Below are 14,165 nucleotides of genomic sequence, written 5' to 3'. Positions count from 1 at the left end.
GTAACGCCAAGTGACTCGTTCGATTTGGAAAGGCCCCTTCATTGACGGCTACCTTCTCAAGAAGGTGGACAAGGTTCGTGAAGGTGGTCGCAATGAGGTGATCAAGATGTGGAGCCGTCGCTCCACCATCCTGCCGCAGTTCGTCGGCTTCACCTTCGGTGTCTACAACGGCCAGAAGCATGTTCCCGTCTCGGTGAACGAGGACATGGTCGGTCACAAGTTCGGTGAATTCGCTCCGACCCGGACCTATTACGGTCACGGCGCGGATAAGAAGGCGAAGAGGAAATAATCATGGGCAAGGCCAAAGCTCCGCGCAGGCTTGCTGATAACGAAGCGCGCGCCGTATTGCGCACGATCCGTATCAGCCCGCAGAAGCTCAACCTCGTTGCCGCGCTGATCCGCGGCAAGAAGGTCGCGACAGCGCTTTCCGATCTCGAATTCTCGGCCAAGCGGATTTCCGGCACGGTCAAGAAGACGCTGGAATCGGCAATCGCCAACGCGGAAAACAACCACGACCTGGATGTCGATGCACTGATCGTGGCGGAAGCCTATGTCGGCAAGTCGATCGTCATGAAGCGGTTCCATGCCCGTGGCCGCGGTCGCGCCAGCCGTATCGAGAAGCCGTTCTCGCACCTCACGATCGTCGTTCGTGAAGTCGAAGAAAAAGGGGAGGCCGCATAATGGGCCAGAAAGTCAATCCGATCGGTCTTCGCCTCGGCATCAACCGCACCTGGGATTCGCGCTGGTTCGCGAACACCGGCGAGTACGGCAAGCTGCTGCATGAGGACATCAAGATCCGCAAGTATCTCGAGAAGGAGCTCAAGCAGGCTGCCATCTCGAAGGTCGTGATCGAGCGTCCGCACAAGAAGTGCCGCGTCACCATCCACGCCGCGCGCCCGGGTCTGATCATCGGCAAGAAGGGCGCCGACATCGAGAAGCTTCGCAAGAAGCTGATGGAGATGACGAAGTCCGAGACGCACCTCAACATCGTTGAAGTGCGCAAGCCGGAAATCGACGCGACCCTGGTCGCCCAGTCGATCGCCCAGCAGCTCGAGCGTCGTATCGCGTTCCGCCGCGCCATGAAGCGTGCCGTTCAGTCGGCGATGCGCCTCGGGGCCGAAGGCATCCGCATCAACTGCGCCGGCCGCCTCGGCGGCGCCGAGATCGCGCGCATGGAATGGTATCGCGAAGGCCGCGTGCCGCTGCATACTCTGCGTGCGGACGTCGACTACGGTACGGCCGAAGCGCACACGGCTTATGGCATCTGCGGCGTCAAGGTCTGGGTGTTCAAGGGCGAAATCCTTGAGCATGACCCGATGGCTTCGGAGCGTCGGGCCGGCGAAAGCGACGCAGCGCATGGCGGTGGTGGTGATCGCGAACGCGGTCGTCGTCGCGAAAACGCCTGAGACATTTAGGAATTTGGAGTTAGAACGATGCTGCAGCCAAAGCGCACAAAGTTCCGCAAGCAGTTCAAGGGCCGTATCCATGGTACCGCAAAGGGCGGCACCAACCTGGATTTCGGTGGTTTCGGGCTGAAGGCGCTTGAGCCGAACCGCGTCACCGCACGTGAGATCGAGGCGGCCCGCCGCGCGATCACGCGTGAAATGAAGCGCGCTGGTCGCGTCTGGATCCGTATTTTCCCGGACGTGCCGGTCACTTCGAAGCCGACCGAAGTCCGCATGGGTAAGGGCAAGGGTGCGGTCGACTACTGGGCGGCGCGCGTCAAGCCGGGCCGTATCATGTTCGAGATCGACGGCGTCAATGAAGAAACCGCCCGTGAGGCACTGCGTCTCGGCGCGGCCAAGCTCTCGGTCAAGACGCGCTTCGTGCAGCGCATCGCAGAATAAGGACGGGCTGATCATGAAAGCCGAAGACATCCGGACCAAGACCCAGGACCAGCTGACCGACGACCTGGCCAGCCTGAAGAAGGAGCAGTTCAACCTGCGCTTCCAGAAGGCCACCGGCCAGCTCGAGAAGACCGCGCGCGTGAGACAGGTCCGTAAGGATATTGCGCGTATCAAGACCATCGCTGCGGAAAAGTCCGCGGCTAAGAAGGCTTAAGGACGAAAACCATGCCAAAGCGCATTCTGCAGGGCACCGTCGTCAGCGACAAGAACGAGAAGACGGTTGTCGTCAAGGTCGAACGGCGCTTCACGCATCCCGTGATGAAGAAGACCGTGCGCATGACCAAGAAGTACAAGGCGCACGACGAGAACAACGCCCACAAGGTTGGCGATCAGGTGTTCATCCAGGAATCGAAGCCGATTTCCAAGGACAAGCGCTGGATCGTCGTGTCTTCGGACCAAGCCTGACCTCGGGCGTAAACAACGAATTTTGGACAGACCGGGGAGGGGCTTTGAGCCCATCCCGTTAGAAGAGAAGAAGGCGGCCAGTCATGATTCAGATGCAAACAAACCTCGACGTCGCGGATAATTCCGGCGCCCGTCGTGTCATGTGCATCAAGGTGCTGGGCGGCTCGAAGCGGAAATACGCTTCCGTGGGCGACATCATCGTGGTGTCGATCAAGGAAGCCATTCCGCGCGGCCGCGTAAAGAAGGGCGATGTGATGAAGGCGGTCGTGGTTCGCACGGCCAAGGACATCCGCCGCCCGGACGGCAGCGTGATCCGTTTCGACAAGAACGCGGCCGTTCTCGTCGACAACAAGAAAGAGCCGATCGGCACGCGTATCTTCGGACCGGTTCCGCGCGAACTCCGCGCCAAGAACCACATGAAGATCATCTCGCTCGCGCCTGAAGTGCTGTAAGGAGCCGGACCAATGCAAAAGATTAGAAAAGGCGACAAGGTCGTCGTGCTGGCCGGCAAGGACAAGGGCCGTTCGGGCGAAGTCCTCTCGGTGCAGCCGAAGGAAGACACCGCGCTGGTGCGCGGCGTCAACATGATCCGTCGTCACCAGAAGCAGTCCCAGTCCCAAGAGGGCGGGATCATCACCAAGGAAGCGCCGATCCAGCTGTCGAACATCGCGCTGGCCGACCCCAAGGATGGCAAGCCGACCCGCGTCGGTTTCATCTTCCAGAAGGACGGCAAGAAGGTGCGCGTCGCCAAGCGCTCGGGAGAAGTCATCAATGGCTAAGGCTCAATCCAAGCAGGCGACCGCGAACAACACGCCGCGCCTCAAGCAGGTCTACAACGAGACCATCCGCAAGGCGTTGCAGGAACAGTTCGGCTACGACAACGAGATGCAGGTTCCGCGCATCGACAAGATCGTGCTGAACATGGGCGTTGGCGAAGCGACCGCCGATTCGAAGAAGCCTTCGATCGCGGCCGAAGACCTGGCGATGATCGCCGGCCAGAAGGCCGTCGTCACCCGCGCCCGCAACTCGATCGCCGGCTTCAAGGTCCGCGAGAAGATGCCGATCGGCGCCAAGGTCACGCTGCGCAAGGAACGTATGTACGAGTTCCTCGACCGTCTCGTGAACATCGCACTGCCACGCGTCCGCGACTTCCGCGGGCTCAATCCGAAGAGCTTCGATGGCCGTGGCAACTACGCCATGGGCATCAAGGAACACATCGTGTTCCCGGAGATCAACTACGACAAGGTTGATCAGATCTGGGGCATGGACGTCATCGTTTGTACGACTGCGAAGACGGATGACGAAGCCAGGGCATTGCTCAAGGCTTTCAACTTCCCCTTCCGCCAGTAACGGCAGCGAGAAAAGGAAAAATCTGAAATGGCAAAGACCAGCTCAGTCGAGAAGAACAACAGGCGCCGCAAGCTTGCCGACCAGTACGGTCCCAAGCGCGCTGCCCTGAAGGCGATCATCATGGATCAGTCCAAGCCGATGGAAGAGCGTTTCCGCGCTCAGCTCAAGCTTGCCGCCATGCCGCGCAACTCGGCCAAGATCCGCATCCGCAACCGCTGCGAAGTCACCGGCCGTCCGCGCGCCTACTATCGCAAGCTCAAAGTATCGCGCATCGCGCTTCGTGATCTCGGCAATAACGGCCAGATCCCGGGCCTGGTCAAGTCGAGCTGGTAAGGAGGACATAACATGTCATTGAGCGATCCTCTCGGCGATATGCTGACCCGCATCCGCAACGCGTACGGCCGCAAGAAGTCGAGCGTTTCGACGCCGGCTTCGCGTCTGCGCACCCGCGTCCTCGACGTGCTGAAGGCTGAAGGCTATATCCGCGATTACAGCCAGACCGACTTCGACAACGGCAAGTCCGAAATCGAGATCGAGCTGAAGTATTTCGACGGCGCGCCGGTCGTGCGCGAAATCGCCCGCGTCTCGAAGCCAGGCCGCCGCGTCTATGTTTCGGCCAAGTCGATTCCGCAGGTCGCCAACGGCCTCGGCATCGCCATCCTTTCGACACCGAAGGGCGTGATGGCCGACCATGAAGCACGTGAACAGAACGTCGGCGGTGAGATCCTCTGCCAGATCTTCTGATCTGGCAGTTGACCGCAAAGTGGAATCCGGTCTTCGGATCGTTCCCGAAGACAGAGACCTGAAACAAGAGAAGTGACGAGGACAACAAAATGTCTCGTATTGGAAAGAAACCCGTTTCGCTGCCACAGGGCGTGACCGCGACCGTCAACGGCCAGACCGTGACGGCGAAGGGCCCCAAAGGTGAGCTGAAGTTCGTGGTGAACGACGAAGTGCTGGTCAAGATGGAAGGCAGCGAGATCGCTGTCCAGCCGCGCGACCAGACCAAGACCGCCCGCTCCAAATGGGGCATGTCGCGCACGCAGATCGTCAACATCCTGCAGGGCGTCAAGGACGGTTTCGAGAAGAAGCTCGAGATCACCGGCGTCGGCTATCGCGCGGCACTTCAGGGCAAGAACCTGCAGCTGGCGCTTGGCTTCAGCCATGACGTCGTCTATGAGACGCCGGCCGGCATCACCATTACCGTGCCGAAGCCGACCGAAATCACCGTGGCCGGCATCGACAAGCAGCAAGTCGGCCAGGTTGCGGCCGAGATCCGCGAGTATCGTGGTCCCGAGCCCTACAAGGGCAAGGGCGTCCGCTATGCCGGCGAGAAGATCGTCCGCAAGGAAGGCAAGAAGAAGTAGCGGGCCTGGCCTCGAGAAGTTGAGGCCAAGCCAAGAAGTGTAACGCCGCGGGGAGCGGTCGCGGGAGGCGCTTTCGCCTACCGCATATGGCGGCCCCCGTTTTTTGAAGGCAAGGAAGACCATCATGGGTACCAAGGAATCCACGCAGCGCCGCGCGCAGCGCGTCCGTCGTCAGATCAAGAAGGTCGCCGGCGAGCGTCCGCGTCTGTCGGTCCACCGCACGTCGAAGAACATCTACGTGCAGGTCATCGACGACGCCAAGGGCCACACCATCGCTGCCGCTTCGACGCTCGAGAAGGACCTCAAGGGTTCGCTCAAGACCGGCGCCGACACCGCCGCCGCCGCCGCGATCGGCAAGCTGATCGCCGAGCGCGCCACCAAGGCCGGCGTCAAGGAAGTCGTCTTCGACCGCGGTGCCTACATCTATCACGGCCGCGTCAAGGCGCTCGCCGAGGCTGCCCGCGAAGGTGGCTTGAGCTTCTAAGCATAGTCCCGAAAAGTTGCAGACTTTTCGGATAGGGATTATGCAAAGAAATTGATTTCGCCCCCGGTGACCGTTTCCCGATTTATTCGGGGCGAGGCACCGGATCTTATCAGCAACCGTGCTTCCGGAAAAAAACAAGGAACAGGATATGGCACAGGAACGTAGGGATGGCGGCCGCGGCCGCGATCGTGAAGAACGCGATGACGGCATGGTGGACAAGCTCGTCCACATCAACCGCGTCGCCAAGGTCGTCAAGGGCGGCCGTCGCTTCGGTTTTGCAGCACTCGTCGTCGTCGGCGACCAGAAGGGCCGCGTCGGCTTTGGTCACGGCAAGGCGCGCGAAGTGCCGGAAGCCATCCGCAAGGCAACTGAATCGGCCAAGCGCGACATGATCTTCGTGCCGCTGCGCTCGGGCCGTACGCTGCATCACGACGTCGAAGGACGCTGGGGTGCTGGACGCGTGCTGCTGCGCGCCGCCAAGCAAGGTACCGGCATCATCGCCGGTGGCCCGATGCGCGCTGTCTTCGAGACGCTCGGCATGCATGACGTGGTCGCCAAGTCGATGGGTTCGTCGAACCCCTACAACATGGTTCGCGCCACCTTCGACGCGCTGAAGAGCCAGATGCATCCCAAGGATGTGGCTGCTGCTCGCGGCATCAAGTATTCGACCCTTCAGGCCCGCCGCGGCACCGCCGTTGCGGCTGAAGAATAGTCGATCTGACCAGGGATTTTGACCATGGCCAAGAAAGCAACCAAGACCATCACCGTTGAGCAGATCGGTTCGCCGATCCGCCGTCCGAAGGAACAGCGCGCGACGCTGGTCGGCCTCGGCCTCAACAAGATGCACAAGCAGCGCACGCTGGAAGATACGCCCTCCGTGCGCGGCATGATCGCTGCCGTCCAGCATCTCGTCCGCGTCGTGGACGAGGGCTGAGCCAGAGCGCAGGAGAACTCAGATGAAACTCAACGATCTGCGTGACAAGGACGGCGCGACGCACTCCAAGAAGCGTCTCGGCCGTGGTATCGGCTCCGGCTCCGGCAAGACCGGCGGTCGCGGCGTCAAGGGCCAGAAGGCGCGCTCCGGCGTCGCCATCAACGGCTTCGAGGGCGGCCAGATGCCGCTCTACCGGCGCCTGCCGAAGCGTGGCTTCAACAACATCTTCGCCAAGAGCTTCACCGTCGTGTCGCTGGCCCGCATCCAGGTGGCCATCGACGCCAAGAAGCTCGACGCCAAGGCGACCGTGACGGCTGAATCGCTGGTTGCCGCCGGCGTCATCCGCCGCGTCAAGGACGGCGTGCGCATCCTCTCGGACGGCGAGATCAAGGCGAAGCTCGCCTTTGACGTCGCCGGCGCCTCCAAGGCCGCGATCGAGAAGATCGAAAAGGCCGGCGGTTCGGTCAAGTTGCCGCAGGAAAAGGCAGCTGCCGAGTAACGGCAATTTGAAGCGCGATCGGCAGGAGTGGGATCCGTTTTTGCTCACGATTGCGCTTTGATCTGCTCAACGAGGCGGCCGCGTCAACGCGGCCGCTTGCATGTTTAGAGCCCGGAGCTTATCTCGTGAGCTTCGGTGAAACGCGCCGCCTGACCTCAGGGCCATCAAGCGTTACCAAGCGGAGAATCAGGCATGGCTTCGGCTGCTGAACAATTAGCCTCGAATCTGAATTTCTCGGCCTTCGCCAAGGCGGAGGACCTGAAGAAACGAATCTGGTTCACGATCGGCGCGCTGCTCGTCTATCGCCTCGGCACCTACATCCCGCTTCCCGGTATCAATCCCGACGCCTTCGCCCAGGCCTTCTCTTCGCAGAGCAAGGGCGTGCTTGGCATGTTCAACATGTTCGCCGGCGGCGCCGTGCAGCGCATGGCGATCTTTGCGCTCGGCATCATGCCTTACATCTCCGCCTCCATCATCATGCAGCTGATGACTTCGGTCATCCCGTCGCTGGAAGCGCTGAAGAAGGAAGGCGAACAGGGCCGCAAGGTCATCAACCAGTACACGCGCTACGGCACGGTGCTGCTTGCGCTGGTTCAGGCCTATGGCATTTCTGTCGGTCTGGAAGGCGGCAACGGCATCGTCAGCGATCCCGGCATGTTCTTCCGCATCTCGACCGTCGTCACGCTGGTCGGCGGCACCATGTTCCTGATGTGGCTGGGCGAGCAGATCACCGCGCGCGGCATCGGCAACGGCATTTCGCTGATCATCTTCTCCGGCATCGTCGCCGGCCTGCCACACGCCATCTCCGGCACGCTGGAGCTTGGCCGCACCGGCGCGCTGTCGACCGGCCTGATCCTGGCGATCATCGTGCTGGCCGTCGTCGTCATCGCGCTCATCGTGTTCTTCGAGCGCGCCCAGCGCCGCTTGCTGATCCAGTACCCGAAGCGCCAGGTCGGCAACCGCATGTTCCAGGGCGATACCTCGCATCTGCCGCTGAAGCTCAACACGTCGGGTGTCATTCCGCCGATCTTCGCCTCGTCGCTGCTGTTGCTGCCGGCCACCGTCGCGGGGTTCTCGCAGACGGCCAACATGCCGGCCTGGGCCAGCACCATCCTGGCCGCGCTCGGCCATGGCCAGCCGCTCTACATGGCATTCTATGCGGCGATGATCGCGTTCTTCGCCTTCTTCTACACTGCGATTGTCTTCAACCCGAAGGACACCGCCGACCAGCTCAAGAAGCATTCGGGCTTCATCCCGGGCTATCGTCCGGGCGAGCGCACCGCCGATTACATCGATTACGTTCTCACCCGCATCACCGTCGTCGGCGCCATCTATCTGGTGCTGGTGTGCCTGTTGCCGGAGTTCCTGATCTCGGCGACTGGCGTACCATTCTACCTTGGTGGCACATCGCTTCTGATCGTGGTCAGTGTCACGCTCGATACGGTTGCGCAGATTCAGGGGCACCTGATTGCGCACCAGTATGAAGGCCTGATCAAGAAGTCGAAGCTGCGCGGGGGGAAGAAAGCCAGATGAGGTTGATATTGCTTGGGCCGCCAGGAGCGGGCAAGGGGACGCAAGCACAAAGACTGGTAGAAAAACACGGCATACCCCAGCTCTCGACGGGCGACATGCTGCGTGCTGCCGTCCAGGCAGGCACCGAAGTCGGCAAGCGCGCCAAGGCGGTGATGGATGCCGGTGAACTGGTGTCCGACGCGATCGTCAACGCGATCGTCGCCGAGCGTATCGATCAGCCCGACTGCGCCAAGGGGTTCATCCTCGACGGCTATCCGCGGACCCTGGTGCAGGCGGATGCGGTCGAGCAGATGCTGTCGGATCGCTCCCAGGGCCTCGACGCCGTCATTGAGCTCGTGGTCGACGACAAGGCCCTGGTTGGCCGGATCGTCAAGCGCGCCGACGAGGCGCAGGCCGCCGGCCTTCCCGTTCGCAAGGACGACAACCCGACCGTGTTCGAAGAGCGCCTGAGGGAATACTACAAGAAGACGTCGCCGCTAATTGGCTACTACTATGCCAAGGGCAAGCTCCGCAGTGTCGACGGCATGGCCGATATCGACGCCGTGACGGAACAGATCGAAGCGGTGCTCAAGGACGCAGTGCGGGGAAATTAACGATTGCACTTGACGGAGGCGGTTCACTGCGGTATGGCGGCCCGTCTTCCTATCAGGCATGAGCTTTGCTTGTCCGCAAGGGCAAGGCAGCCGCATTGAACTGGAAACTCCCGCATGGGCCGGCCTCCACCGGACGCGGGGCAACTTAAGACAGCGCCGTGCCCGCCTCGTTTTTGAGGATTGGCCGGCCCACATGGGGAAGGGAAGAACATGGCTCGTATAGCCGGCGTCAACATTCCGACCAACAAGCGCGTTGTCATTGCGCTTCAATACATTCACGGCATTGGCAAGCGGTTCGCCCAGGAGATCGTCGACAAGGTCGGCATCCCGGCCGAGCGCCGCGTCAATCAGCTGACCGACGCGGAAGTGCTGCAGATCCGCGAAACCATCGACCGCGATTACCAGGTTGAAGGCGACCTGCGCCGCGAAGTCTCGATGAACATCAAGCGGCTCATGGACCTCGGCTGCTACCGCGGCCTGCGTCACCGCCGCTCGCTGCCGGTCCGCGGCCAGCGCACGCATACCAATGCGCGCACCCGCAAGGGCCCGGCCAAGTCGATCGCCGGCAAGAAGAAGTAATTTTTTAGGGGAATAAGGGAGCAGGGGAGTAAGGCAGTAGGGAATGCCCGCCAGTCGGGTCGCACTTTTCCCTACTCCCTTACTGCCCTATTCCCCTACTCCCTTACGAAGGTGGAGCCGCTGGCATTACGGCGGTGTAGAGATCAACTGAAAGGACTATCATGGCCAAGGAAGCCGCTCGTGTTCGCCGTCGCGAACGCAAGAACATCTCGTCGGGCGTTGCCCACGTCAATTCGACCTTCAACAACACGATGATCACCATCACCGACGCGCAGGGCAATTCGATTGCCTGGTCGTCGGCCGGTGCCCAGGGCTTCAAGGGTTCGCGCAAGTCGACCCCGTTCGCTGCCCAGATGGCTGCCGAGGATGTTGCCAAGAAGGCCCAGGAACACGGCATGCGCATGCTCGAAGTCGAGGTCTGCGGACCCGGCTCCGGTCGTGAATCGGCACTGCGCGCCCTGCAGGCGGCCGGCTTCACCATCACCTCGATCCGTGATGTGACGCCGATCCCGCACAATGGCTGCCGCCCGCGCAAGAAGCGTCGCGTCTAAGCATTTACCGAACGCCGCGCGAGCGCCCTTGGGCGCTCCTCCGCGGCATTCCAGGTCGCCCGCCACGATTGGATGGTGGCGGGTCAACGGAAGGAAAGCATCATGATCCAGAAAAATTGGCAGGAACTGATCAAGCCGAACAAGATCGAGTTCTCGTCGAAGAAGAAGACGCTGACCACGCTGGTCGCCGAGCCTCTCGAGCGTGGCTTTGGCCTGACGCTGGGCAACGCGCTGCGCCGCGTGCTTCTGTCTTCGCTGCGCGGTGCGGCTGTTACCGCCGTGCAGATCGACGGCGTTCTGCATGAATTCTCGTCCATCGCCGGCGTGCGCGAGGACGTGACCGACATCGTCTTGAATATCAAGGAAATCGCCATCCGCATGGAAGGCGATGGTCCCAAGCGCATGGTCGTTCGCAAGCAGGGACCGGGTGCTGTTCTTGCCGGCGACATCCAGACGGTTGGCGACGTCGAGATCCTCAACCCCGACCACGTCATCTGCACGCTGGACGAAGGCGCTGAAATCCGCATGGAATTCACCGTCGACACCGGCAAGGGTTACGTGCCGGCCGACCGCAACCGCGCCGAAGACGCGCCGATCGGCTTGATCCCGGTCGACAGCCTTTATTCGCCGGTCAAGAAGGTCTCCTACAAGGTCGAGAACACCCGCGAGGGCCAGGTTCTCGACTATGACAAGCTGACCATGACGATCGACACCGACGGTTCGATCACCGGCGAGGACGCGGTGGCTTTCGCCGCCCGCATCCTGCAGGACCAGCTCGGCCTGTTCGTCAACTTCGACGAGCCGCAGAAGGAAGTCGCCGCCGAGGCCGTCACCGAGCTCGCCTTCAACCCGGCGCTGCTCAAGAAGGTCGACGAACTCGAGCTTTCGGTGCGTTCGGCCAACTGCCTGAAGAACGACAACATCGTCTATATCGGCGACCTGATCCAGAAGACCGAAGCCGAGATGCTGCGCACCCCGAACTTCGGCCGCAAGTCGCTGAACGAGATCAAGGAAGTCCTGGCGGCGATGGGCCTGCACCTCGGCATGGAAGTGCCGGACTGGCCGCCGGAAAACATCGAAGACCTCGCTAAGCGTTACGAAGACCAATATTGAGCATGAATTCCAAGGATGGGCGGCGTGGGCCGCTCGATCCGACGGTCATGCGGAAAACCATCAGAGGCCACGGCCTCTTGAACAACTGAAGAAGGAAAAGAGCCATGCGCCACGGTTTCAAAGGCCGTCGCTTCGCACGAAGCATTAGCCATCGCAAGTCGATGTTCGCCAACCTCGCCGTGTCGCTGCTCGAGCACGAGCAGATCGTCACGACCTTGCCGAAGGCGAAGGACCTGCGTCCGATCGTCGAGAAGCTGGTGACGCTCGGCAAGCGCGGCGACCTGCATGCCCGCCGCCAGGTCATTGCCCAGATCGGCAATGAAGGCGTCGTCAAGCGTCTGTTCGACACCATCGCGCCGCGCTACGCCAACCGCAATGGCGGCTATCTGCGCATCATGAAGGCGGGCTTCCGTCACGGTGACAACGCCGCCATGGCCGTCATCGAGTTCGTCGATCGCGACGTTTCGGCCAAAGGCGCCGGCGACCGCGCTCGCATCGAAGCCGAAAGCGCTGACGCGGACGCCGCAGCCGCATAAGGCTCGGTTTTCCCAAATGAGTTCAAAGGGGCCTGCGGGCCCCTTTTTTGTTTGCCGATGTTTGCTGTCCATCGGCCAGCGCCAGGTACTGGCTTCCGCTCAACAGCTTCCAATCGAATGCACCCGGTACCTCTTCAGTCTTCGGGTAAGGATATGAATAGATACTGTCGAGGACGGCTCGAGAATCGATTTTCGCCATCGCTTGCGACGGGGAGGAGGCCTTCAAATAGGTTTCGGCATCTTGGTTGCCGATGAAGTCGGCAGCCACATGAAAATTTATCTGAATCGGTCCGGCGCAGATGTTCATCCCGATGTCATGGCCGGATGCCGCGTAGAAAACCTTGGCCTGATCTGGAGTCCAAAGGCCGGCACCCAGGAACTCTGATGGCTTTGTCTTTCCGCTGAACCCGTCCAGGGAGAGTGCAAAGCGAGTGGTGAGAGCCTCCAAATCGCCTTTGAGGTAACTGGCCTGCTCAATTTGAAACCAGTTCATCTGGCGAGGCGGCGTGATATCAAAGGAAATTTCGAGCTTTCCGAACGTCCAGTAATCTGGATCGACATGCTCAGGCATGCCGAGCACTTCGACAATCTCGGCCATTGTCATGTCGGGGGAGATCGGCCCCAAGCTACCGGTCTTCAAAAAGTCACGGAAAGACAGGAGTTGTTTTTTCATCAGGGCCACGAGGTTTTCGGTTTCAAGGTCAGCTGTAGCTGTTTTGCTGCCCAAAATAGTCGGATTTCAGCGGCTTAGCCTTTCATTTTGCACAATCGTCGGGACAATGCCCCCGAACTTGCCTTGGAGGATTCGCGAATGCGCGCCAGAAGACTGCCCCTTGTTCTGCTTTTCGCCATCATGGCGTTTGCGGCCGCACCGGTGGTCAGGCAGGCATTGGCCGAGGAGACGAAGACCGATCCCGGCCTGTCCGATGTGCTGACCGACCTGCTGCATGGCGTGGAAGGCGAAAACGCCACGGCTGGTCCCGACAAGCGCGCACCCTTCGGCCGCGAGGAGGTGCAATTGTCGTTTGCGCCGCTGGTCAAGCAGACAGCCCCGGCCGTGGTCAACGTCTATGCCTCGCAGACGGCCAAGGTCACGTCGCCTTTCGACGGCGATCCGTTCTTCGAGGAATTCTTCGGTCGCTCGCAGCCGCGTGCACAGTCTTCGCTCGGCTCCGGCGTGCTGGTCGATCCGACCGGCGTCGTGGTCACCAATTACCACGTCATCAAGGATGCCGACCGGGTCAAGGTGGCGACCGCTGATGGGCGTGAGTTCGACAGCAAGGTGCTGCTCAAGGACGAGACACTCGACCTCGCCGTGCTCAAGATCACCTCGGACAAGCCGTTTCCGGTTATCGCCATCGGCGATTCCGACGCGCTTGAGGTCGGCGACCTGTTGCTGGCCATCGGCAACCCCTTCGGCGTCGGCCAGACCACCACCAGCGGCATCGTCTCGGCACTGGCCCGCAGCCATATCGGCGTCTCCGATTCCAGCTTCTTCATCCAGACCGACGCCGCCATCAATCCTGGCAATTCCGGCGGCGCGCTGATCAACATGGGCGGCCAGCTGGTCGGCATCAACACCGCCATCTACAGCCGCAGCGGCGGTTCGATCGGCATCGGCTTCGCCATTCCCTCGAATATGGTCCGCGCTTTTGCCGACGCGGCCAAGGCCGGGCTCGACTTCTTCGAGCGGCCCTATATCGGCGCCGAGTTCGAAGCGGTGACGCCGCAGATCGCCGAATCGCTCGGCATGGAGAAGCCGACCGGTGCGCTGGTCTCGTCGGTCGAAGCGACCGGTCCGGCCGGCAAGGCAGGACTCAAGCCCGGCGACGTGGTGCTGCAACTCAATGGCAAGCCGGTCGAGAGCATCGAGGCGCTGGACTACCGGATGGCGACGCTGTCGATCGGCACCACCGCCAATTTCGCGGTTTTGACCAAGGGCCAGCAGGCGGCGATGGATATTGCGCTGGAGCGTGCTCCGGAAGGCATGAAAGCTGCCGAGGTGACGCTGCATGGCCGCAGCCCGTTTTCGGGCGCCAAGGTCGCGGAGCTGTCGCCCCGGCTCGCGCAGCGGCTTGGCCTGCGCACGGACATCAAGGGCGTCACCGTGGTCGACATCAACCGCGATTCTCCGGCCGCCGATTTCGGCTTCCAGCCGGGCGACATCGTGCGCGAGGTGAACGGCACCACCATCGATACCGCGGCGACCCTGGAGTTGGCGGCCAGGACGGATACGCGCTGGTGGCGCTTTACCGTCGAGCGTGGCGGGCAGATAATGCGTCAGGTGTTGCGTTATTAGGGCTGGGTTCCGTGC

General features: G+C 61.4%; 24 protein-coding genes. 23 read left to right on the top strand and 1 reads right to left on the bottom strand.

Translation table 11 applies throughout. The annotated features are described in order from the left end of the window. The first annotated feature begins 10 nt into the window (after positions 1 to 10). The 22 genes from rpsS to rplQ all read left to right on the top strand — a co-directional run bounded on the left by rpsS (position 11) and on the right by rplQ (position 11,851). On the top strand, positions 11 to 289 hold the full coding sequence (gene rpsS / locus EN749_RS17275; protein WP_006205463.1) for a 30S ribosomal protein S19: 279 nt from the start codon (positions 11 to 13) through the stop codon (positions 287 to 289). A gap of 2 nt (positions 290 to 291) precedes the next feature. Then, complete coding sequence (rplV, locus tag EN749_RS17270) at positions 292 to 681, top strand: 50S ribosomal protein L22 (RefSeq protein ID WP_006205462.1); 390 nt, start codon at positions 292 to 294, stop codon at positions 679 to 681. Then, a complete protein-coding gene (rpsC, locus tag EN749_RS17265; RefSeq protein WP_128363588.1) occupies positions 681 to 1,406 on the top strand; it encodes a 30S ribosomal protein S3 in 726 nt (241 codons plus the stop codon). The genes rplV and rpsC overlap by 1 nt, the downstream gene beginning before the upstream one ends. Positions 1,407 to 1,433: 27 nt before the next feature. Continuing rightward, on the top strand, positions 1,434 to 1,847 hold the full coding sequence (rplP, locus tag EN749_RS17260) for a 50S ribosomal protein L16 (RefSeq protein WP_013531427.1): 414 nt from the start codon (positions 1,434 to 1,436) through the stop codon (positions 1,845 to 1,847). A gap of 13 nt (positions 1,848 to 1,860) precedes the next feature. Then, positions 1,861 to 2,061 (top strand): 50S ribosomal protein L29, encoded by a 201-nt coding sequence (gene rpmC, locus EN749_RS17255; protein WP_006205459.1) that lies wholly within the window; start codon positions 1,861 to 1,863, stop codon positions 2,059 to 2,061. A gap of 11 nt (positions 2,062 to 2,072) precedes the next feature. Continuing rightward, complete coding sequence (gene rpsQ, locus EN749_RS17250; RefSeq protein ID WP_010909280.1) at positions 2,073 to 2,312, top strand: 30S ribosomal protein S17; 240 nt, start codon at positions 2,073 to 2,075, stop codon at positions 2,310 to 2,312. Between the two features lie 83 nt (positions 2,313 to 2,395). Further along, entirely contained in the window at positions 2,396 to 2,764 is a 369-nt protein-coding gene (gene rplN, locus EN749_RS17245; RefSeq protein WP_006205457.1) for a 50S ribosomal protein L14, read from the top strand. 12 nt (positions 2,765 to 2,776) lie between these two features. Further along, a complete protein-coding gene (rplX, locus tag EN749_RS17240; protein ID WP_013531428.1) occupies positions 2,777 to 3,091 on the top strand; it encodes a 50S ribosomal protein L24 in 315 nt (104 codons plus the stop codon). Beyond that, positions 3,084 to 3,662: a 50S ribosomal protein L5 gene (gene rplE / locus EN749_RS17235; protein ID WP_127270613.1), complete on the top strand. Its 579-nt coding sequence runs from the start codon at positions 3,084 to 3,086 to the stop codon at positions 3,660 to 3,662. The genes rplX and rplE overlap by 8 nt, the downstream gene beginning before the upstream one ends. Before the next feature lie 27 nt (positions 3,663 to 3,689). After that, entirely contained in the window at positions 3,690 to 3,995 is a 306-nt protein-coding gene (rpsN, locus tag EN749_RS17230; RefSeq protein WP_013895695.1) for a 30S ribosomal protein S14, read from the top strand. Positions 3,996 to 4,007: 12 nt separating this feature from the next. After that, positions 4,008 to 4,406 (top strand): 30S ribosomal protein S8, encoded by a 399-nt coding sequence (gene rpsH, locus EN749_RS17225; RefSeq protein ID WP_013531431.1) that lies wholly within the window; start codon positions 4,008 to 4,010, stop codon positions 4,404 to 4,406. An 89-nt stretch (positions 4,407 to 4,495) separates the two neighbouring features. Continuing rightward, entirely contained in the window at positions 4,496 to 5,029 is a 534-nt protein-coding gene (rplF, locus tag EN749_RS17220) for a 50S ribosomal protein L6 (protein ID WP_013895694.1), read from the top strand. Between the two features lie 124 nt (positions 5,030 to 5,153). Beyond that, positions 5,154 to 5,513: a 50S ribosomal protein L18 gene (gene rplR / locus EN749_RS17215; RefSeq protein ID WP_027038735.1), complete on the top strand. Its 360-nt coding sequence runs from the start codon at positions 5,154 to 5,156 to the stop codon at positions 5,511 to 5,513. A gap of 148 nt (positions 5,514 to 5,661) precedes the next feature. Then, positions 5,662 to 6,225: a 30S ribosomal protein S5 gene (rpsE, locus tag EN749_RS17210; RefSeq protein WP_006333394.1), complete on the top strand. Its 564-nt coding sequence runs from the start codon at positions 5,662 to 5,664 to the stop codon at positions 6,223 to 6,225. 24 nt (positions 6,226 to 6,249) lie between these two features. Next, positions 6,250 to 6,447: a 50S ribosomal protein L30 gene (rpmD, locus tag EN749_RS17205; protein ID WP_006205449.1), complete on the top strand. Its 198-nt coding sequence runs from the start codon at positions 6,250 to 6,252 to the stop codon at positions 6,445 to 6,447. A 22-nt stretch (positions 6,448 to 6,469) separates the two neighbouring features. Further along, complete coding sequence (rplO, locus tag EN749_RS17200; protein WP_013531434.1) at positions 6,470 to 6,946, top strand: 50S ribosomal protein L15; 477 nt, start codon at positions 6,470 to 6,472, stop codon at positions 6,944 to 6,946. Between the two features lie 192 nt (positions 6,947 to 7,138). Continuing rightward, positions 7,139 to 8,479, top strand: coding sequence for a preprotein translocase subunit SecY (secY, locus tag EN749_RS17195; RefSeq protein WP_027038734.1), 1,341 nt, complete (start codon positions 7,139 to 7,141; stop codon positions 8,477 to 8,479). Further along, positions 8,476 to 9,072 (top strand): adenylate kinase, encoded by a 597-nt coding sequence (locus EN749_RS17190; RefSeq protein WP_013531436.1) that lies wholly within the window; start codon positions 8,476 to 8,478, stop codon positions 9,070 to 9,072. The genes secY and EN749_RS17190 overlap by 4 nt, the downstream gene beginning before the upstream one ends. Before the next feature lie 210 nt (positions 9,073 to 9,282). Further along, positions 9,283 to 9,651, top strand: a complete 369-nt coding sequence (gene rpsM / locus EN749_RS17185) for a 30S ribosomal protein S13 (protein WP_013531437.1) — start codon at positions 9,283 to 9,285, stop codon at positions 9,649 to 9,651. A 161-nt stretch (positions 9,652 to 9,812) separates the two neighbouring features. After that, positions 9,813 to 10,202: a 30S ribosomal protein S11 gene (gene rpsK / locus EN749_RS17180; RefSeq protein ID WP_006205444.1), complete on the top strand. Its 390-nt coding sequence runs from the start codon at positions 9,813 to 9,815 to the stop codon at positions 10,200 to 10,202. Positions 10,203 to 10,304: 102 nt separating this feature from the next. Further along, positions 10,305 to 11,315: a DNA-directed RNA polymerase subunit alpha gene (locus EN749_RS17175; RefSeq protein ID WP_023812081.1), complete on the top strand. Its 1,011-nt coding sequence runs from the start codon at positions 10,305 to 10,307 to the stop codon at positions 11,313 to 11,315. 104 nt (positions 11,316 to 11,419) lie between these two features. Continuing rightward, complete coding sequence (gene rplQ, locus EN749_RS17170; RefSeq protein ID WP_013531439.1) at positions 11,420 to 11,851, top strand: 50S ribosomal protein L17; 432 nt, start codon at positions 11,420 to 11,422, stop codon at positions 11,849 to 11,851. A gap of 22 nt (positions 11,852 to 11,873) precedes the next feature. Here the strand turns inward: rplQ and EN749_RS17165 are convergent, their stop codons facing one another. After that, positions 11,874 to 12,578 carry a hypothetical protein gene (locus tag EN749_RS17165; RefSeq protein WP_127396165.1) on the bottom strand — a complete coding sequence of 235 codons (705 nt, stop codon included), beginning with the start codon at positions 12,576 to 12,578 and terminating at the stop codon, positions 11,874 to 11,876. A gap of 84 nt (positions 12,579 to 12,662) precedes the next feature. Between EN749_RS17165 and EN749_RS17160 the strand changes: the two genes are divergently transcribed. Beyond that, on the top strand, positions 12,663 to 14,150 hold the full coding sequence (locus EN749_RS17160; RefSeq protein ID WP_128363587.1) for a DegQ family serine endoprotease: 1,488 nt from the start codon (positions 12,663 to 12,665) through the stop codon (positions 14,148 to 14,150). Positions 14,151 to 14,165: the final 15 nt, after the last annotated feature.

It is taken from the genome of Mesorhizobium sp. M7A.F.Ca.ET.027.02.1.1 (assembly GCF_004022985.1).
In the GTDB taxonomy this organism is placed as follows: Bacteria; Pseudomonadota; Alphaproteobacteria; order Rhizobiales; family Rhizobiaceae; genus Mesorhizobium.
This window is presented reverse-complemented; position numbering and strand designations above follow the sequence as displayed.